This is a genomic window from Paraburkholderia kururiensis JCM 10599 = LMG 19447 (assembly GCF_003986935.1).
Lineage (GTDB): Bacteria > Pseudomonadota > Gammaproteobacteria > Burkholderiales > Burkholderiaceae > Paraburkholderia > Paraburkholderia kururiensis.
The window spans coordinates 84,215-101,238 of sequence record NZ_RJZE01000004.1 but is presented as its reverse complement, the minus strand read 5'-3'; the positions used below and the strand labels follow the sequence as shown (position 1 = coordinate 101,238).

Here is a 17,024-nt window from a genome sequence, read left to right as displayed (position 1 = left end):
TATTCCTCCGCATTCATTCCTCGGCATTCATTCCTCCACGTCAATTCCTTACCCTTTCTTGCAAAACCCCTGGCGGAATTGCAGAGCCACTGTCCGCCGCCGCTGCCATTGCGCACCGCAATACCCCGATTAGAACGTCCTTTCGGTGCCCTCTTCCCCCTTGCGCCGCCTCGCGTTGCACCCTCCGCGCACGCGCTCGTGCCATGCGTGGCACACCGATTGCGCTTTTGCCGCCGTCCAAACGATGTTCGTCGAGCGCCGCTCCCGCAGCCTTTCGCGCGACGAACAACAGGGATAAGAACGCGCGCCGTCCATTTGCGATGCTGCCAGGGGGACAACACGCGTGCCTATGCACGCATGGCACCTGGCAGCGACGGCCGCACGACAAACATGGGCGGCTCGCCCTCTTCGATGAGGTGACAACATGAAGGCATTTCGTACATTGGGTTCGGTCGTGGCCGTGGCTGCGCTCGTGGCCGCATGCGGCGGCAGTGGCCACGACGTGGGCAAGGAACTGGGACTGCAAAACCCCGAGATTCATTTCGTGCACGCCATCGCAGGCGGCCCGACCGTCGACTTTCTCGTGAACGGCAGTCCGTTGCAGACCGGCATCTCGTACAAGCAGGTCACGAACTTCGCGAACATCAATACGGGCGCAACGGCAGTCGCCTATGCGAACACGGGCACCACGACCGCACTTGCGAGCGGCAATTTCCCCGACGTTGCCAAGGGCCACGAGTACACCGTGCTCGCGCTGCCGGGGCTCGCCGCGCCCGACATCGGCCTGATCGACGATCCGTTCGATAAGGGCCTGCTCTCCAACGACGCCCGCGTGCGCGCCTTCAACGCCACGGCCAACGCGCAGAACGTCGACCTCTACATCGTGCCGCCCAACACCAACATCAACACCGTGAGCCCGACAATGGCCGGCGTGTCGTTCAAGAACGCAGTGCCGGCAAGCGGCCAGGACTCCATCTATCTCTCGGGCGGCAACTACGTCGCCATCGCGACCACCGCGGGCAGCAAGACGCCGATCTTCCAGTCCAGCACCTTCAGCCTCGCCAACAACGCGGACTGGCTCATCACCACGGTGCCCGTTGCCGGCGTATTGAGCCAGCTCGCGCCAAACCAGATCCATCTGCTCGTCGCGCAGGGCGGCAACACCACCACACCAGCGCTGGAGCTGACGAATACGCTGACGGGTTCATGAGCGGGTTCATAGGCAGGTTCATACGCAGCTTCATGAGCCGAACGACAAGCGGGGAGCTCGCGCAGTCCCCGCCTCGCCCGTCTCAATGCGGAGCGTGAGCCGGACCACCCGGCTTCGCCCGCACCACGATCTGCGAGAGCGCGTCGCGTTCAATTGCGACGAGCGAGGCGCGCATCGCGTCGAACGTTTCGGGCGTGCAGAGTTGGCGCCCGAAGTGCGTATGCAGCCGGCGCTCGATCTGCAGCGTCTGCGACGCTGCGTCGAACACATAGTGCGAGGCATAGTCCACGAAGCCGTCACGCGCTTCGGTGTCCGTGGGCAGATCTTCCACATGCACGGTGCGAGGCAGCGAAATCTGCGCGGTCTCGTCGAAATCGCCGTCGATGCAAACGAACGGCTGCGTGCGCCGCGGCACGGCGAGCCACGCCTGAACCTGGCTCGCGATGCCGCCGGCGAGGCTCGACAGCGCCGGCATCGCCGTGGTGCCGTCGGGCCAGACGGCGTGCTCGATGGTGCCCGTCGTCGTCGTGGAGAACGGGCCCTCCGTGGGCGCGAGCGGCGCCGTGCGAATCTTCGCGGTGCCCGTGAACCCCGTTTGCCGCAGACGGTCCGCCGCTATCTGCTGCGCGCGCTGGCGTGTGGCGCGGCGAAACATGTTGCGCTCCAGTTCGGCGCTCACGCCGTCGTCGTCCACGTGATACGCGTAGGCCGCGTTGCCGTCCGCGCCCACGTCGATCGACAGATGCACGCTGCGAGCACGCGGTTGCGTGGCCGGCGTGCGCGTGAGCACGCCTTCGTCCACGAGCAGCGCGGGCCGGTCCATCACGATACCGGGCAGATAGCCGAATGCCGTGCCGCCTGCCGTGGTGTCGGCGAACAACTGCAGGTCAGGCATCCAGACGATCACGTGATTGATCGCGCCCGAGCCATAGCCCGGCACCGAAGGCAGCGTATAGACGGACCCGAGCCCGATCAGCGCAGCCTCGGCGCGAATGCCGGCCGCCGCGAGCAGCGCGGTGAACACGGCGACGTGGTCCTTGCAATCGCCGTAGCGGTTGCGCAGAACATCCGTCACGCGATGCGGCACGGTCGCCGTTTCGCCCAGAAACAGCGCCACGTAGCGGATGTTGAAGCGCACCCAGTCGTAGATCGCGCGGGCCTTCTCGCGCGGCGTGGCCGCATGCGCCGTGAGCGCGGCCGCCAGCGCGGCCACTTGCGGATCGGTCGCGGTGGGGTCCGCGGCGGCATCGCGATAGAGCGCTGCGAACGCCGCGTAGTCGCGCACCGTCGAGACCATCAGGCGGTCGCCCCACGTGACGTAGCCCGCCGCACCGGCCTCCTGCGGCGCATAGGGACCGTGGCGGTACTCGAACGTGTAGCGGGTGCGGCCGTTCGCGGTGACGGGCGCAAGCGCCACGTAGCCGCGTGCGTCCGCGTATAGCGGCACGTCTTCGGGCAGGTCGTAGATCAGCTGCTGGAACTCGACGGGACCGCCCGTGGGCTCCACGAAGTAGGCAAACGTCGCGCCCGTTCGCGGCGCCACGCGCGTCTTGCGAAACGCGAGATGCACGCGCGCGCCGGGTTGGACGCCCGGAAAGATCACGGTACGCAGCACGCCGTCTTCGAAGGTGGGCGCGCCCGACGAACGCGGCTCCTGCACGTCGCGTATGCCTTCGGGCTCCACGCGCCGCACCGTGCCGTCGGGCTCGATGGTTTCGGCGGCGAGCAGCGCCACGCGCTCCGTGTCCTTGTTGAACCAGACGTAGCGCTGGGCGATTTCGTCGACGCCCGCGTTCGTGTTGGCGCGCAGCACGGTGTCGTCGTGCTCTTCCACGGAACCGTCTTTCTGGACGACGAAGAGATGCACGTCGCGTTCGACCGTGGAAGGCGGCACGTCTTCGGGCTCGGGCTCAGGTGCCGAAGCGGCGTGTGCACACGGCAGGACGAGCAGCGCGAACATCACGGCGGCGAGCGCGCGCGTGAATGGGCGCACGAGTGGACGCACGAATGGACGCACGAAGGCGCACACGAAGAGGCCCGCAAAACGTGGCATCGATGCGATGCCGGCGCGAGACCGTGCGGCCGCATGCGGCGTCGGCATCGTCGGCGCGCGGTTCATGCGCGCGGCGTCCCGGGCGGTTCTGCCGTGACCGCGTCCGCGGCACTGACGCTCGCCGATGGGCCTCGCGCCGCGGCACGCCAGGCGCGCGGGCTCATGCCGAACTCGGCGCGAAACGCGTGATTGAAATTGGAGACGTCGTTGAAGCCGCAATCGAGCGCGATATCGAGCACCGTCGTCCCGCCCGCCTCCGGGCGACGCAGGCGCAGCGCCGCGGCCCGCAGACGGGTGCGCAGCACGTACTGATGAGGCGTGATGCCCGTCACCTGCGAAAACGTGCGCAGGAAGTAGAACTCGCTCACGCCGGCACGAGCGGCAAGCGTGGCGAGCGTGTGGTCTTCGCCCGGCGTCGCTTCGATGAGTTGCACGGTCTGCGCCACCCGCGACCACGCCGTGGCCGTGCCGCGCGAGGCATGGGACGTGGCGCGTCCCTTCTCGTGCTCGTTCATCACCGCGAGCGTGACCGCGGCAATCTGCACGGCGAGTTCGTGCCAGGCGACGCCGGCCGGTGCCGCGGCGCCCACCATCGCCCGCGCAACCAGCGGCGCGAGTCTGCGCGTGGGCGGCACGCGCGTGGCGCGAAAGGCCAGGCTGCCGCTGCGCACACCGAGGTCGGCGGCGAGCCGTTCGAACCATGCGGGCGTGTAGTGAAACGACAGGCAGCGGTCGCCGGCCCCATGGCGATGGCCGCATTCGAAGCAGGCGCCGGCGTTGCCGAGCATCAGCGAACCCGGCGTCATCAACTCGCGCCCCGCTTCCGACCGATAGCCGAACGACCCCGCCGCCACGACCGCAATGCAAACGCTGCCGTGCCGTTCCTCGAACGGCTGATCGCGCGGGCCGAAGGTGCAGAGCACGTCGTCCACGCGCCAGCCCTCGGCCGCCGCCAGGTGGCGCGCCGTCGTGCGGCCGGCCGCGCCGTCGCGTACGCGCATCGCCAGTGCCTGCTGCAGATCCGCCGCAATTTTCACCAGGAAGTCCCCCGCGAGGTCTCGTATGCTCGTTTTTAGCACATCGACGCGGCCGGCGTGACGCCCGGCACGCACCCTCAAGGAGACTGCCGAATGAGCCCGCAGAACGCCGAGGCCACGCGCCTCGATTCCACTTCGCACGCATTGAATCCGCTGCGCGCCGACGCATGCGAGGGCGCGCTGTGGCCCGCACTCGGCGCACGAGCGCGCGCTGCCGACATCGCCGCAAGCGACGACCTCTACGGCTGGCTCCTGGGCAGCTGGACGCTGGAGGTGCTGCACTACCGCACCAACATGCGCACCGACATGCGCACCGCACCGATGAAGGCCGAGGCGCACTTCGGCCGGGTGCTGGGCGGCCGCGCGATTCAGGACGTCTGGATCTTTCCCGCGCGAAGCGAATGGCAAGGCCGCACGCGCGACACGCAAGCCAACGGCCCGCTTGGCTACGGCACGACGCTGCGTGTCTGGGACGCCGCGCTGCGTGCATGGCGCGTCACGTGGATCGACCCTGTGGACGGCCAGCGCAGCGAGCTGATCGGCCGCCGCGTGGGCAACGATATCGTGCAGATCGGCACGCGCGCGGACGGCACGCCGATCCGCTGGAACTTCACCGACATCACGGCCGACACGTTTCGCTGGACCGGCACGTCGCTGGACGTAGACGGCGCGACGTGGAAAGTGGGCGGCGATTTCGTCGCAACACGCATGCGGGGGTGAATGGCTGCGCGGTGCGTCGGATGCACCGCTTCGTTCACCCTACTTCAAGCCCACCGCTTCAATCACGCGCCTCGTCGATCGCCCGCAGCAGCGACACCGCAATGCCCTGCGCCGCGAGCCGAACCTCGTCGAGCGAAGGAAACGACGGCGCGATGCGCAGATGCGTGTCGTGCGGATCGCGCCCGTACGGAAACGCGGCGCCTGCGGGCGTGAGCACGAGCCCCGCCTCGGCCGCGAGCGCAACCGTGCGCTTCGCGAGCCCATGCGGCGCGTAGAGGCTGATGAAGTAGCCGCCTGCGGGCCGCGTCCACGTGACGCCGGGCACGCCGGCCAGCCGCTCGCCGAACGCTTCCAGCACCGCATCGAACTTCGGCTGCAGCAGCGCGCGATGCCGCGCCATGAGCGCATCCAGCGCGGCGCGGTCCGGCAGAAAGCGCACGTGACGCAACTGGTTGAGCTTGTCCGGCCCGATGGTGCGCACCGATACGCAGTGCTGCCACCACTCGACATTGCGCGGCGACGATGCCAGAAACGCCACGGCGCCGCCGCTAAACGTCACCTTCGAGAGCGACGCGAACACGAGCGCGCGGTCAGGGTGCCCCGCCTCGGCGCAGGCGCGGATCACGTCGAGCGTCTCGTGCTTCGTACCGGTGAGGTGGTGGACGCGATACGCGTCGTCCCAGAAGAGCCTGAAATCGGGCGCGGCCGGCATCGCGGCGAGGCGCCGGATCGTCGCGTCCGACCAGATTGCGCCGCTCGGGTTGCTGTAGAGCGGCATGCACCACATGCCCTTGATGGCGGGGTCGCGACGGAGTTCGCGTTCGACCGCGTCCATGTCGGGACCGTCGTCTTGCATGGGCACGCTGACCATGCGAATGCCCAGCGCCTCGCAGATCGCAAAGTGCCGGTCGTATCCGGGCACGGGGCACAGGAACGCGACGTCGCCCTGCGCGCGCCATGGGGCTGAACAGGCTGAACCGGCCGAACCTGCTGCGCCGCTCGTGCCACTCATGCCGCGCAGCATCGCGAAGGCGATCGCGTCGTGCATGAGTTCGAGGCTCGAGTTGCCCGCCGCCACGACCTGCGCTGCAGGCACGCCGAGAAACGCCGCGCCGAATTCGCGCGCCTCGGGTAGACCAGGCAAGTACCCATAGTTGCGGCAGTCGATGCCGTCGCGCGACAGCCAGCCTGCGCGCGGCGCGTCGTCCACGAGCGCCTGCGAAAGCGCAAGCTGTTCGGGCGCGGGCTTGCCGCGCGACATGTCGAGGCGCATGCCCCGTTGGCGAAACTCGTCGTAACTCATCGGCATTGCATCGGTCTCCCGCCGCGGCAGCGGCACGTTGTCAGGACCGGGCCAGTATGCAAGTCGCCGGCGGATTCAGGCAAACGCGTTATATTGAACGCTGCAATCAGATTTCCTGATGGCAGATTCAACGCCCTTCTCCGTTATCCAACCCGATTTCCCGCTCATGAAGGCTCTCGATCTCGATGTACTCGCGATGGTGGTCGCCGTCGCCGACGCGGGCAGCTTCGTGCGCGGCGCCACGCTCGTGCATCGCTCGCAATCCGCGGTGAGCATGCAGATCCGTTCGCTCGAAACGTCGCTCGGCAAAACGCTGTTCGTACGCGGCCCGCGCAACGCCGTGCCCACTCAGGACGGCCAGATGCTGATCGGCTACGCGCGCCGCATGCTCGCGCTGCGCGACGAAGCCTGGGCGTCGATGGCGCACCCCGAGGTGAAGGGGCGCGTGTCGATTGGCGTGCCGGACGACTACGCGTCGTCGCTGCTGCCGCCGGTATTGCGCCAGTTCTCGGCGAGCTGGCCGAAGGTGGAGATCCAGGTGATCGGGCTGCCGAGCCACGCGCTCGCCCCGCTCATCAAGGACAATCGCATCGATCTCGCCTGCGTGACGCGCATGAAGGGACTGCCCGGCGAACTCATCCGCCTGGAGCCGATGGTGTGGGCCGGTCCGGGCCGCGCAGGTCCGGGCCTGGCAGGCTCTGCGGCAGCAACGACGACAGGCCGTGAAATCTGGAAGGAAAGGCCGTTGCCCATCGCCGTGTTCGGCACGGGCAGCGTCGCACGCGCGAATGCGTTGCGCGCCCTGGAGCGGGCCCGCATTCCCTACCGCACCTCCTACGAGAGCCCGAGCTTGATGGGCCTGTGCAGCATGGTGGCCGCGGGTCTTGCGATTGCGCCGCTCGCGCGCTGCGCCGTGCCAGAGGCGTTCACGCAACTCGGCCGCGCGCAGGGTCTGCCGAAGCTCCCCGAACTCGAAATCGTGCTCGCGCGCAGCGGCCGTTCGAACCGGCCGCCCTGCGACTTCCTCGCGGAACAGATCCTGACAGGATTGAGGCGCTGAAGCGGGCCACGCCGTCGCAATCGATGTGCCGGCGCGGCGCGCGTTCGTCGGCCGGTCACGGTTCGTTCTCGCCCACCCGCGCGAGCAACGCATGCAGCTTTTCGACATGCCGCAGCAGCAACTCGCGATGCTTCTCGATCTGCTCGAGCCGCCCCGCGAGATCGGCGCGCACGCGCGCGTCAGGGTCGGCGGCGGCGATCACGTCGTCGATGCGAGTACGCAACGCTGCATGCTCGACAGGCAGCAGCGTGAGATGCCGCTCGATACGCTTCACGTCCTGCACGGCAAGCTCGCGCACCTTGCGCAGACCGGCAAGCCGGCGGTGCGCTTCGACGTCGGCGGGCGGGTCGTCGCGCTTCGCGGGCGCGGGCTGCCCGAAGATGGGCTCGGGCGCGCGCAGCACCGACTTCTTGCGCACCGGCGCCGCCGTGCCGCGAAAGCGCGCGTGCGGGATTTCGTTGTCGATGGAGGCGCGCGTGTCGTCGGGAATGTCGGCGTCTTCGCGGGGCGCGTCCATCCAGCCCGCGGGCAAGCCGGTCACCGCCTCCACACCGCGCACGAACTCGTCGCTGAAGTCGCGCTGGCCCGCGAGGATGAGCTTGAGATAGGACTCGGAGAACGTCATCATGCGCGCGAGGCGCGTCGCCGCGCCGACCTTGCGCGTGAGCAGCACGAGGTTGGCACGCCAGACCGGAAGCAGCGATTCACCGGATTCGTCCATTGCTGGGTCGTCCATGTGGGTCCGTCCAGGTTTTTGCCAAAGAGGCTGGGCGCCCGCGCAATGGGGTCATACCTCGGGGTCATACCTCGGGGTCACACTCCGGCAGGTCCGCGCGGCGCTTCGTCGTGAAAGGGTAGCCGTTTTGCGGTGCGGCACGCAACCGCCCGGCGGGGACAGACGATCGGCGGGCCGCTCAGCAGCCCGACATCATTACGCCGTTACCCGCGCGAGCGCCGCCTTCACGAGCGACTCGATGAGCGGCGCCACCTGTGCCGCGCGCGTTTCGTCGTAGGCGTACGGCATCTGCTCCTGCATGTAGGTGATCTGCGTGAGTTCGAGCTGGATGGCGTGCACACCCTCGGCGGGCTTGCCGTACTCGCGCGTGATGTAGCCGCCTTTGAAACGGCCGTTCGCCACCGCCGTATAGCCGCCGTGCTGCGTCACGAGCGCGGCCATGTCCTCGGCAAGTCCCGGCAGCGCGCTCGCACCGTTCGCCGTGCCGAAGTTGAAATCGGGCAGACGTCCCTCGAAGAATCGCGGCACGTGCGAACGGATGGAATGCGCCTCCCACAGCAGCACGCGGCCATGCTGCCCCTTCAACGCCGCCAGTTCGTTCTTCAGCGCGTCGTGATACGGACGCCAGTACGCCTCGCGGCGCCGCGCCATTTCGGCGTCGTCGGGCAGGTGTCCATCGCGGTAGAGCGGTGCCTTGTCGAACGTGTCCACGGGCAAAAGCCCCGTGGTGTCCTGGCCCGGATAGAGACTCGCGCCGTCGGGCGGGCGGTTCAGATCGATCACGTAGCGCGCGTAGACAGGCGTGAGAATCGACGCGCCCAGTGCCTTCGCAAACGCGTACAGACGGTCCAGATGCCAGTCGCAGTCGTCCACGCGCGCCGCGGCGGGCGTCATGGTGGCCGCGATGTCGTCGGGAATGCGCGTGCCCAGGTGCGGAATGGAGATCAGCAGCGGCGCGCTGCCGCGTTGCAGCGAAAAAACCGGTGCGGCAGTTGCGATTGAGGATGCGTTCATGTCGGTCCAGTAACGGCGAAGTGCGCAAACACGCAGCTGTGAATGCGCAGCATGGGAGACTTGCGCAGGTCATGCTGCATGCGCGGTTTGCCTGGGCAATTTACGTCTGCCGCTCAATTGCGCTCGCTCATTGCAGCAACTTACCTGCCAACTTACCTGGCAACTTACCGGGCACCTTACTGCAACAACGCCGCGAGCGCTGCACGGTAGCGCGCATAGGCCTCGTGCTCGTCGCGATGGCGGCGGTTTTCCACCACCATCGCGCCGCCCGCGTAGACGTCACGCACCGGCGATTCGCCGTGCTCGCAGAACACCACGCCCGAAAGCCATGCACGCGGCTCGTGCCCCGCGATACTCGCGTGTTCGCCGTCGAGCACGATGCAGTCGGCGCGGCGCCCCACTTCGAGTGCCCCCACGGCGCGGCCCGTGGCCTGCGCGCCGCCGGCGAGGGCATCGGCGAAGAGCCGGTCGGCCACGTGCGTGACCTGAGCCGACGCCAGCACGTTGCGCTCGCGCCGCGCGAGACGTTGCCCGTATTCGAGCAGCCGCAATTCGGCGCGCCAGTCCACTGCGATGTGACTGTCCGACCCCACGCCGAAGCGGCCGCCCGCCGCGAGGTAATCGTGCGCGGGGAAAATGCCGTCGCCCAGATTGGCCTCCGTGGTCAGACAGAGCCCCGCCACGGCGCCGCGTTTCGCCAGCGACTCCACCTCGTGCGCATCGACGTGCGTGGCATGCACGAGGCACCAGCGCGCATCGACGTCGAAGCCATCGAGCAGCCATTGCACCGGGCGCGCGCCTTCCGTCGCGAGGCACGCATGCACCTCGGCGGTCTGCTCGGCGATGTGGATATGCACGGGCGCGCCGGGAAAGTGCGCGTCGAGCCCTTCGAGCACTTCGCGCAGCGACGCCTCCGACACCGCACGCAACGAATGCGGCGCCACGCCGTAGCGCAGGCCCGCATGTTCGGGACACGCGCGGCGCAAGCCGTCGAGCAGCGCAAGCAGGCGCTCGGGCGTGTTGATGAAGCGGCGCTGATCCTCGCGCGCAGGCTTCGCGCCGAATCCGCTGTACTGATAGAGCACGGGCAGCATCGTCATGCCGATGCCGGTTTCATGTGCCGCGCCCACCACGCGCTGCGCGAGTTCGGCCACGCTCGCATACGGCGCGCCGTCTTCGGCGTGGTGCACGTAATGGAATTCGCACACCGACGTGTAGCCCGCCTTGAGCATCTCCACATAGAGCCAGCGCGCGATGGCCGCCAGCTGATCGGGCGTGATGCGCGCAGCGAAGCGGTACATGAGGTCGCGCCAGCTCCAGAAGGTGTCCGTGGCGTTGGCCCGATATTCGGTGAGCCCCGCCATGGCGCGCTGGAATGCGTGCGAGTGCAGGTTCGGCATGCCGGGCAACACCGGGCCCGCAGCGTGCGGCACGTCGGCGGGCGCGGAGCAGTCGGGCGTAATCGCCGTGATCGTGCCGTTGCTGTCCCATTGCAGCAGGACGTTGCGGCGCCACCCGTCGGGCAGGAACGCGTGCGCGGCAAACAGGGATTGCTGTGTCATGGTGAGGTGTGCCTTGTGAGGCGCTTGATCGTAAAAGCTCGCGGGCCTGTCTGTGTCGAAGGCGCTGCGCGGTTCAGCGCCCGAAGGGCAGTTCGTGCCGCGCAACGCCATACGCGGGCCGCTCATAAACGGTCGCACCGCCGCGCACTACGCGCGCGCACAGCGGATGCCCCATCGTGTACACGAGTTCCGCGAGCGTATCGACGCGCCACGCCGCGAAATCCGCGCGCCGCCCCACCGCGAGCGCGCCGTGCACGTCGGCTTTGCCGAGCGCACGCGCCGCGTGGCGCGTCACGCCTTGCAGCGCCTCGGGCACCGTCATGCGAAACAGCGTGGCCGCCATGTTCATCATGAGCAGCAGCGACGTGGCGGGCGACGTGCCCGGATTGCTGTCCGTCGAAATGGCCATGGGCACGCCGTGGCGGCGCAGCAGATCGAGCGGCGGCAACTGCGTTTCGCGAATGAAGTAGTACGCGCCCGGCAGCAGCACGGCCACGGTGCCCGCTTCCTTCATCGCGATCACGCCGGCTTCGTCGAGGAATTCGAGATGGTCGGCCGAAAGCGCACGGTAGCGCGCCGCAAGCGCTGCGCCACCCGAGAGCGACAACTGCTCGGCATGCATCTTCACCGGCAGGTTGCGCCGCGCCGCGGCTTCGAAAACGCGCTCGCTCTGCGCGAGCGAAAAGCCGATGCGCTCGCAGAACACGTCCACGGCATCGACCAGGCCTTCGTCCGCGAGTGCGGGCAGCATGCTGTGGCAGACCTCGTCGATGTAGTCGTCGGCGCGGCCCGCGAACTCGGGCGGCAAGGCGTGAGCGCCAAGAAACGTCGTGTACACGGTCACGGGATAGCGCTCGCCCAGTTGCCTCGCCACGCGCAGCGTCTTGCGCTCGCCGGCGAGGTCGAGGCCGTAGCCCGACTTGATCTCGATGGCCGTCACGCCTTCGGCGAGCAACGGTTCGAGTCGCGCGGCCGCGGCCGCGTAGAGCGCGTCTTCGCTCGCCGCACGCGTGGCGCGCACCGTCGAGACGATGCCGCCGCCCTGACGCGCGATCTCCTCGTAACTCGCGCCCGCAAGCCGCATCGCGAATTCGTCGGCACGCTGGCCGCCATAGACGAGATGCGTGTGGCAATCCACGAGTCCCGGCGTGACCCACGCGCCGGCCAGATCTTCGCGCGGCCACGCCGCGTATTCGGCAGGCAAGGCTGCGCGTGCGCCGAGCCATACGATCGTGCCGTCCTGCACCGCGAGCGCCGCATCCGCGATGGACTCGCCGGGGTCGCCCTGCGGGCAGAGATTCAGGTGATGCCAGACAGTCTGGTTCATGGCGTTCCTGGAGTTCGTCGGATTCGGATTGAGGGGCGCCCGGCGGCCCGCGCGAACGCGCGAGGGCGCGCCGCGTCAGACATGCCGCACCGTCACGGCCAGCAGCGCGCCCTCGCCTTCGGCGCTGACGTGCAAAGCTTGCGTGCGGTCCACGCGCAACGTGTCGTCGGTCGAAAGTTCGACAGGCGCCATGCCGCGCAGCGTGACGCGCATGGGGCCCACCGCGCAGAACAGCAGCACCGTGTCGCCCGAAAGCTCGCGCTGCACGTTGCCGCGCCATACGTCGAGGCTCGCCGTGGCCGCACCGCGGCGCACCATCAGGTTGAAGTCGCGCGTGGGACCGTTCACGAGCCTTGCGTCGATGCGGGCCTCGCCCGCGAAACGCGCGACGTCGAGCGGCTCATCGAGCGCATGCGTGTGCGTCGTGCTGGATGTGTCATCAGCGTGCGCGTCGAGCAGCATGCCCGCGCCCGCGAGCAACACCAGCGTGCGGTCGATGCCCGGAAAACGCGAGAACGGCCCGGCCGCGGCCACGTCGGCGATGCTCACGCGCCACGCGAACGTATCGAAGCCGGCGCCTTCCGGCGCGGCCGCCACTTCGCGCGTCACGCCGCCGCCGTTCTTCCACGGCGACGCGACGAGCGTCGCGGCACGCACCAGCGTGATGTCGTTCATGGCGAGGCGATTGCAATCCGCGGGCTGCACGCCGAAGCCCTCACCGGCCCAGCATCGGCAGCTTGAGGCCCACTTCGCGCGCGGTCTGCTGCGCGAGTTCGTAGCCGGCGTCCGCGTGGCGCATCACGCCCGTGGCCGGGTCGTTGAACAGCACGCGTTCGATGCGCTTCGCGGCTGCGTCCGTGCCGTCGCAAACGATCACGACGCCCGCGTGCTGCGAGAAGCCCATGCCCACGCCGCCGCCGTGGTGCAGCGAAACCCACGTCGCGCCGCCCGCGGTGTTGAGCAGCGCGTTCAGCAGCGGCCAGTCGCTCACGGCGTCCGAGCCGTCCTTCATCGCCTCGGTTTCGCGGTTCGGGCTCGCCACGGAGCCCGTGTCCAGATGATCGCGGCCGATCACGACGGGCGCCTTCAGTTCGCCCTTCTTCACCATCTCGTTGAACGCAAGGCCCAGACGATAGCGATCCTTTACGCCCACCCAGCAAATGCGCGCGGGCAGCCCCTGGAACGCGATGCGCTCGCGCGCCATGTCGAGCCAGTTGTGCAGATGTGCGTCGTCGGGAATCAGCTCCTTCACCTTCGCGTCGGTGCGGTAGATGTCCTCGGGGTCGCCCGACAGCGCCACCCAGCGGAACGGCCCCTTGCCCTCGCAGAAAAGCGGCCGGATGTACGCCGGCACGAAGCCCGGGAAGTCGAACGCGTTTTGCACGCCCATTTCCAGCGCCATCTGACGGATGTTGTTGCCGTAGTCGAGCGTGGCCGCGCCGCGCTGCTGCAGCGTGAGCATCGCGCGCACCTGGTGCGCCATCGACTGCTTCGCGGGCTGCACGATGCTCTGCGGGTCGGTCTTCTGGCGCTCACGCCAGTCTTCGATGTTCCAGCCCTGCGGCAAGTAGCCGTGAATCGGATCGTGCGCGCTCGTCTGGTCCGTCACGCAGTCCGGCGTGATGCCGCGCGCCACGAGTTCGGCGAACACGTCCGCGGCGTTGCCGAGCAGGCCGATCGAGACCGGCTGGCCCGTGCGCTTCGCCTCGTCGATCATCGCGAGCGCTTCGTCGAGCGTCTTCGCCTTGCGGTCCACGTAGCGCGTCTTGAGGCGGAAGTCGATACGCGTCTCGTCGCATTCCACGGCGATCATCGAGAAGCCCGCCATGGTGGCCGCGAGCGGCTGCGCGCCGCCCATGCCGCCGAGACCGCCCGTGAGAATCCAGCGGCCCTTCGGGTCGCCCTTGAAATGCTGGTTCGCCACCGCGAAGAACGTTTCGTAGGTGCCCTGCACGATGCCTTGCGAGCCGATATAGATCCAGCTGCCCGCCGTCATCTGGCCGTACATCATGAGGCCCTTGCGGTCGAGTTCGTGGAAGTGGTCCCACGTGGCCCAGTGCGGCACGAGGTTCGAATTCGCAATGAGCACGCGCGGCGCGTCGGCATGCGTGCGGAACACGCCCACCGGCTTGCCCGACTGCACGAGCAGCGTCTCGTCGTCGTTCAGGTCCTTGAGCGACGCCAGAATCTGGTCGAAGCAGTCCCAGTTGCGCGCGGCCCGGCCAATGCCGCCGTACACCACGAGCGCGTGCGGATGCTCGGCCACTTCGGCATCCAGATTGTTCTGGATCATGCGATACGCGGCTTCGGTAAGCCAGCTCTTGCAGACGCGCTCGCTGCCGCGCGGCGCGCGAATGGTGCGGGTGGGATCGAAACGCGGATCAATGTGCTTCGGGTCGTTCATGATGTCGGCTCTCTCAGGTTCGGTTCGGCTCAGGCGGGTTCGTTCAGTTCAGTGAGTTCAGTTCAGTGAGTTCGGTTCGGCTCGATGCGCAATCACGATGCGGGCTTTGTGTCGCTCAAGCGCCGCTCAAAAGTGACCGGTAAAGCGGTAGCGGCTGCCCGGATGCCAAAGGTTGGCCACCGACGCCACCTGCCCCTTCGACCACGTGCGACGGTGCAGCACGAGACACGGCTCGCCTTCCTCCATGGTCAGCAGCGCGCGCGTGGCGGCGTCGGCGGCGAGTGCCTCGATGCGGTATTCCACACGCTGCAGCGGCGCCACGCGCACGAGGTACTGGTTCGGCGTGGTGTTCGTGAAGTCCTGCAAGGCATAGTCGGGCGCCACCGCGGGGTTCACCCAGCGTTCTTCCAGTTGCACCGGCTCGTCGTTTTCGAAGTGCAGCACGCGCGAGTGGAACACCGGGCTGCCGGGCTTCATCTCCATTTCGGGCGCGAGCGTTTCGTCGGCAATGGCCGCGCCCAGCAGCAGCACGTCCGCACGATAGCGATGGCCACGCGCGGCGATTTCGTCGGAGATGCTGCGAATGGCCACGAGCGTCGACTCGTACTTGGGCCGCGCAACGAAGGTGCCCGCGCCCTGCACACGCGTGAGCACCTGTTCGGCCGTGAGTTCGCGCAGCGCGCGGTTCACGGTCATGCGCGCCACCTTGAACTCGCGCGCAAGCTCGTTTTCCGACGGCACCTGGTGGCCCTCCGCCCATTCGCCCGCATGAATGCGCGCAAGGATGAAGTCCTTGATGCCCTGGTAGGCCGGTGCGTTCATGCTGTTATTGCGCCTCTTGTGTCGCTTGCATCTGTTCCGACTCGAACGCGAACGGGCAGTGCGAGGCAATCGCGCCGTTCTGCACGAGGCGCGTGATGGCGGCGATGTCGGGCGCAAAGTAGTGGTCCAGTTCGTAGTGCGCCACCTCGCTGCGTACCGCGTGCATCACGCGCTGCAGCGCGGGGCTCGTGGCGTGCGGCGCGCGCAGGTCCACGCCCTGGGCGGCCGCGAGCAGTTCGATGGAGAGAATGTTCGCGGTGTTGTCTGCGATGTCGGCGAGCTTGCGCGCGGCGAACGTCGCCATCGAAACATGGTCTTCCTGATTCGCCGACGTGGGCAGCGAATCCACCGAGGCGGGATGCGCGAGCGTCTTGTTTTCCGACGCGAGCGCCGCGGCCGTAACGTGCGCGATCATGAAGCCCGAGTTCACGCCGCCGTCCTTCACGAGGAAAGGCGGCAGGCCCGAGAGCGTGGCATCGATCAGGAGCGCGATGCGGCGTTCGGCGAGCGCGCCGATTTCCGCGGCGGCAAGCGCGAGGTTGTCCGCGGCGAAGGCCACCGGTTCCGCGTGGAAGTTGCCGCCCGAGAGCACCTCGCCCGTGTCCGGGAAGATGAGCGGGTTGTCCGATACCGCGTTGGCTTCCACAAGCAGCACGCGCGCCGCGTGGCGCATCTGGTCGAGGCACGCGCCCATCACCTGCGGCTGGCAGCGCAGCGAATACGGGTCCTGCACCTTGCCGCAATCGCGATGCGAGAGATTGATGGCCGAGCCTTCCAGCAGCGCACGATACGCGGCCGCCGCTTCGATCTGTCCTTCATGGCCGCGCAGCGCGTGAATGCGCGCATCGAACGGTTTCACCGAGCCGGCTGCCGCATCCACCGCGAGCGCACCCGAAACAAGCGCCGTGCGATACAGGTCTTCGATAGCGAAGAGGTTGTAGAGCGCAAGCGCCGTGGAAGCCTGCGTGCCGTTGAGCAGCGCGAGGCCTTCCTTCGCCTGCAGCGTGAGCGGCTTGAGGCCCGCTACGCGCAAGCCCTCCTGAGCGCTGGCCCGCTCGCCGCGAATGAACACTTCGCCGATGCCGAGCAGCACGCCCGACATGTGCGCGAGCGGCGCGAGGTCGCCCGAGGCGCCCACCGATCCCTTCACCGGAATAACCGGCAGCACGTCGGCGTTGAAGAGCGTGATGAGCGCGTCCATGACCTCGCGGCGAATGCCGGAGTGACCACGGCCGAGACTCGATAGCTTGAGCGCCATGAGCAGACGCACCACCGGCCGCGACATCGGCTCGCCCACGCCCACCGCATGCGAGAGCACCAGATTGCGTTGCAGCAGTTCGAGCTGGTCGTGCGGAATATGCGTGCTCGCGAGCCGGCCGAAGCCCGTGTTGATGCCGTAGGCGGGTTCGCCCTTCGCGGCGATCTCGGCAACGGCGCGCGCGCCGGCGTCGATGGCGGCGAAGCTCGCGGGGTCGAGCTGCAACGTAACCGCTTCGCGCGCGATCTGGCGCAGCTGGGGCAAGGTGAGGTGGCCGGGGGTGAGAATCATCGTCATCGCGTCCTGTCTATACAAGTTGGCGAAAGTCTAGCGGGCCGAGCTTGTCTATACAACCGGTTTTTCAAAAATCCCGGCCTGGGGATTTCCATGAGATGAAGACGTCGCCGTGACACTCTCGCCCTTCTCCCACGGTTACGGCACGATTTTCTGGAGATGGGCGGAGGGTCGCGTCGGGCGCGCAGTGGCGGCTCGGGGCGGTGGCTCAAAAGCACTTCGCG

14 protein-coding genes are annotated in these 17,024 nt (G+C 67.9%); 3 read left to right on the top strand and 11 right to left on the bottom strand.

Going from position 1 to position 17,024, the window contains the following annotated elements:
- The first annotated feature begins 424 nt into the window (after positions 1 to 424).
- Positions 425 to 1,210: a DUF4397 domain-containing protein gene (locus PKKP23_RS05970; protein ID WP_017776446.1), complete on the top strand. Its 786-nt coding sequence runs from the start codon at positions 425 to 427 to the stop codon at positions 1,208 to 1,210.
- Positions 1,211 to 1,292: 82 nt separating this feature from the next.
- Here the strand turns inward: PKKP23_RS05970 and PKKP23_RS05965 are convergent, their stop codons facing one another.
- Positions 1,293 to 3,170, bottom strand: coding sequence for a DUF3857 domain-containing transglutaminase family protein (locus tag PKKP23_RS05965; protein ID WP_126876333.1), 1,878 nt, complete (start codon positions 3,168 to 3,170; stop codon positions 1,293 to 1,295).
- 155 nt (positions 3,171 to 3,325) lie between these two features.
- Complete coding sequence (locus tag PKKP23_RS05960) at positions 3,326 to 4,300, bottom strand: helix-turn-helix domain-containing protein (protein ID WP_240658774.1); 975 nt, start codon at positions 4,298 to 4,300, stop codon at positions 3,326 to 3,328.
- 93 nt (positions 4,301 to 4,393) lie between these two features.
- On the opposite strand from PKKP23_RS05960, the gene PKKP23_RS05955 reads away from it, so the two are divergent.
- Positions 4,394 to 5,020, top strand: coding sequence for a hypothetical protein (locus tag PKKP23_RS05955; RefSeq protein WP_176048844.1), 627 nt, complete (start codon positions 4,394 to 4,396; stop codon positions 5,018 to 5,020).
- 58 nt (positions 5,021 to 5,078) lie between these two features.
- Here PKKP23_RS05955 and PKKP23_RS05950 read toward each other — a convergent pair whose 3' ends face one another.
- On the bottom strand, positions 5,079 to 6,329 hold the full coding sequence (locus tag PKKP23_RS05950) for an aspartate aminotransferase type Ic (protein WP_017776442.1): 1,251 nt from the start codon (positions 6,327 to 6,329) through the stop codon (positions 5,079 to 5,081).
- A gap of 160 nt (positions 6,330 to 6,489) precedes the next feature.
- Here PKKP23_RS05950 and PKKP23_RS05945 point away from each other — a divergent pair, with 160 nt between their 5' ends.
- Entirely contained in the window at positions 6,490 to 7,383 is an 894-nt protein-coding gene (locus PKKP23_RS05945; protein WP_126876191.1) for a LysR substrate-binding domain-containing protein, read from the top strand.
- Between the two features lie 55 nt (positions 7,384 to 7,438).
- On the opposite strand, the gene PKKP23_RS05940 is transcribed toward PKKP23_RS05945, so the two are convergent.
- The 8 genes from PKKP23_RS05940 to hutH form a co-directional block, all read right to left on the bottom strand.
- A complete protein-coding gene (locus PKKP23_RS05940; protein WP_126876330.1) occupies positions 7,439 to 8,104 on the bottom strand; it encodes a hypothetical protein in 666 nt (221 codons plus the stop codon).
- Between the two features lie 210 nt (positions 8,105 to 8,314).
- Positions 8,315 to 9,133: an N-formylglutamate deformylase gene (gene hutG / locus PKKP23_RS05935; RefSeq protein ID WP_126876190.1), complete on the bottom strand. Its 819-nt coding sequence runs from the start codon at positions 9,131 to 9,133 to the stop codon at positions 8,315 to 8,317.
- Between the two features lie 176 nt (positions 9,134 to 9,309).
- Complete coding sequence (locus PKKP23_RS05930; protein ID WP_126876189.1) at positions 9,310 to 10,695, bottom strand: formimidoylglutamate deiminase; 1,386 nt, start codon at positions 10,693 to 10,695, stop codon at positions 9,310 to 9,312.
- A gap of 73 nt (positions 10,696 to 10,768) precedes the next feature.
- A complete protein-coding gene (gene hutI / locus PKKP23_RS05925; protein WP_126876188.1) occupies positions 10,769 to 12,022 on the bottom strand; it encodes an imidazolonepropionase in 1,254 nt (417 codons plus the stop codon).
- A 75-nt stretch (positions 12,023 to 12,097) separates the two neighbouring features.
- Positions 12,098 to 12,697, bottom strand: a complete 600-nt coding sequence (locus PKKP23_RS05920; RefSeq protein WP_126876187.1) for a HutD/Ves family protein — start codon at positions 12,695 to 12,697, stop codon at positions 12,098 to 12,100.
- Positions 12,698 to 12,737: 40 nt separating this feature from the next.
- On the bottom strand, positions 12,738 to 14,426 hold the full coding sequence (gene hutU / locus PKKP23_RS05915; protein ID WP_126876186.1) for a urocanate hydratase: 1,689 nt from the start codon (positions 14,424 to 14,426) through the stop codon (positions 12,738 to 12,740).
- A 126-nt stretch (positions 14,427 to 14,552) separates the two neighbouring features.
- Positions 14,553 to 15,248 carry a histidine utilization repressor gene (hutC, locus tag PKKP23_RS05910; RefSeq protein ID WP_017776434.1) on the bottom strand — a complete coding sequence of 232 codons (696 nt, stop codon included), beginning with the start codon at positions 15,246 to 15,248 and terminating at the stop codon, positions 14,553 to 14,555.
- Positions 15,249 to 15,252: 4 nt separating this feature from the next.
- Complete coding sequence (gene hutH, locus PKKP23_RS05905; protein ID WP_126876185.1) at positions 15,253 to 16,797, bottom strand: histidine ammonia-lyase; 1,545 nt, start codon at positions 16,795 to 16,797, stop codon at positions 15,253 to 15,255.
- Between the last annotated feature and the right edge of the window lie 227 nt (positions 16,798 to 17,024).

Coding starts and splice junctions, on each gene's coding strand:
- PKKP23_RS05970 (WP_017776446.1), top strand. CDS start 425: ATGAAGGCATTTCGTACATTGGGTTCGGTCGTGGCCGTGGCTGCGCTC.
- PKKP23_RS05965 (WP_126876333.1), bottom strand. CDS start 3,170: ATGTTCGCGCTGCTCGTCCTGCCGTGTGCACACGCCGCTTCGGCACCT.
- PKKP23_RS05955 (WP_176048844.1), top strand. CDS start 4,394: ATGAGCCCGCAGAACGCCGAGGCCACGCGCCTCGATTCCACTTCGCAC.
- PKKP23_RS05950 (WP_017776442.1), bottom strand. CDS start 6,329: ATGCCGATGAGTTACGACGAGTTTCGCCAACGGGGCATGCGCCTCGAC.
- PKKP23_RS05945 (WP_126876191.1), top strand. CDS start 6,490: ATGAAGGCTCTCGATCTCGATGTACTCGCGATGGTGGTCGCCGTCGCC.
- PKKP23_RS05940 (WP_126876330.1), bottom strand. CDS start 8,104: ATGGACGAATCCGGTGAATCGCTGCTTCCGGTCTGGCGTGCCAACCTC.
- hutG (WP_126876190.1), bottom strand. CDS start 9,133: ATGAACGCATCCTCAATCGCAACTGCCGCACCGGTTTTTTCGCTGCAA.
- PKKP23_RS05930 (WP_126876189.1), bottom strand. CDS start 10,695: ATGACACAGCAATCCCTGTTTGCCGCGCACGCGTTCCTGCCCGACGGG.
- hutI (WP_126876188.1), bottom strand. CDS start 12,022: ATGAACCAGACTGTCTGGCATCACCTGAATCTCTGCCCGCAGGGCGAC.
- PKKP23_RS05920 (WP_126876187.1), bottom strand. CDS start 12,697: ATGAACGACATCACGCTGGTGCGTGCCGCGACGCTCGTCGCGTCGCCG.
- hutU (WP_126876186.1), bottom strand. CDS start 14,426: ATGAACGACCCGAAGCACATTGATCCGCGTTTCGATCCCACCCGCACC.
- hutC (WP_017776434.1), bottom strand. CDS start 15,248: ATGAACGCACCGGCCTACCAGGGCATCAAGGACTTCATCCTTGCGCGC.
- hutH (WP_126876185.1), bottom strand. CDS start 16,797: ATGATTCTCACCCCCGGCCACCTCACCTTGCCCCAGCTGCGCCAGATC.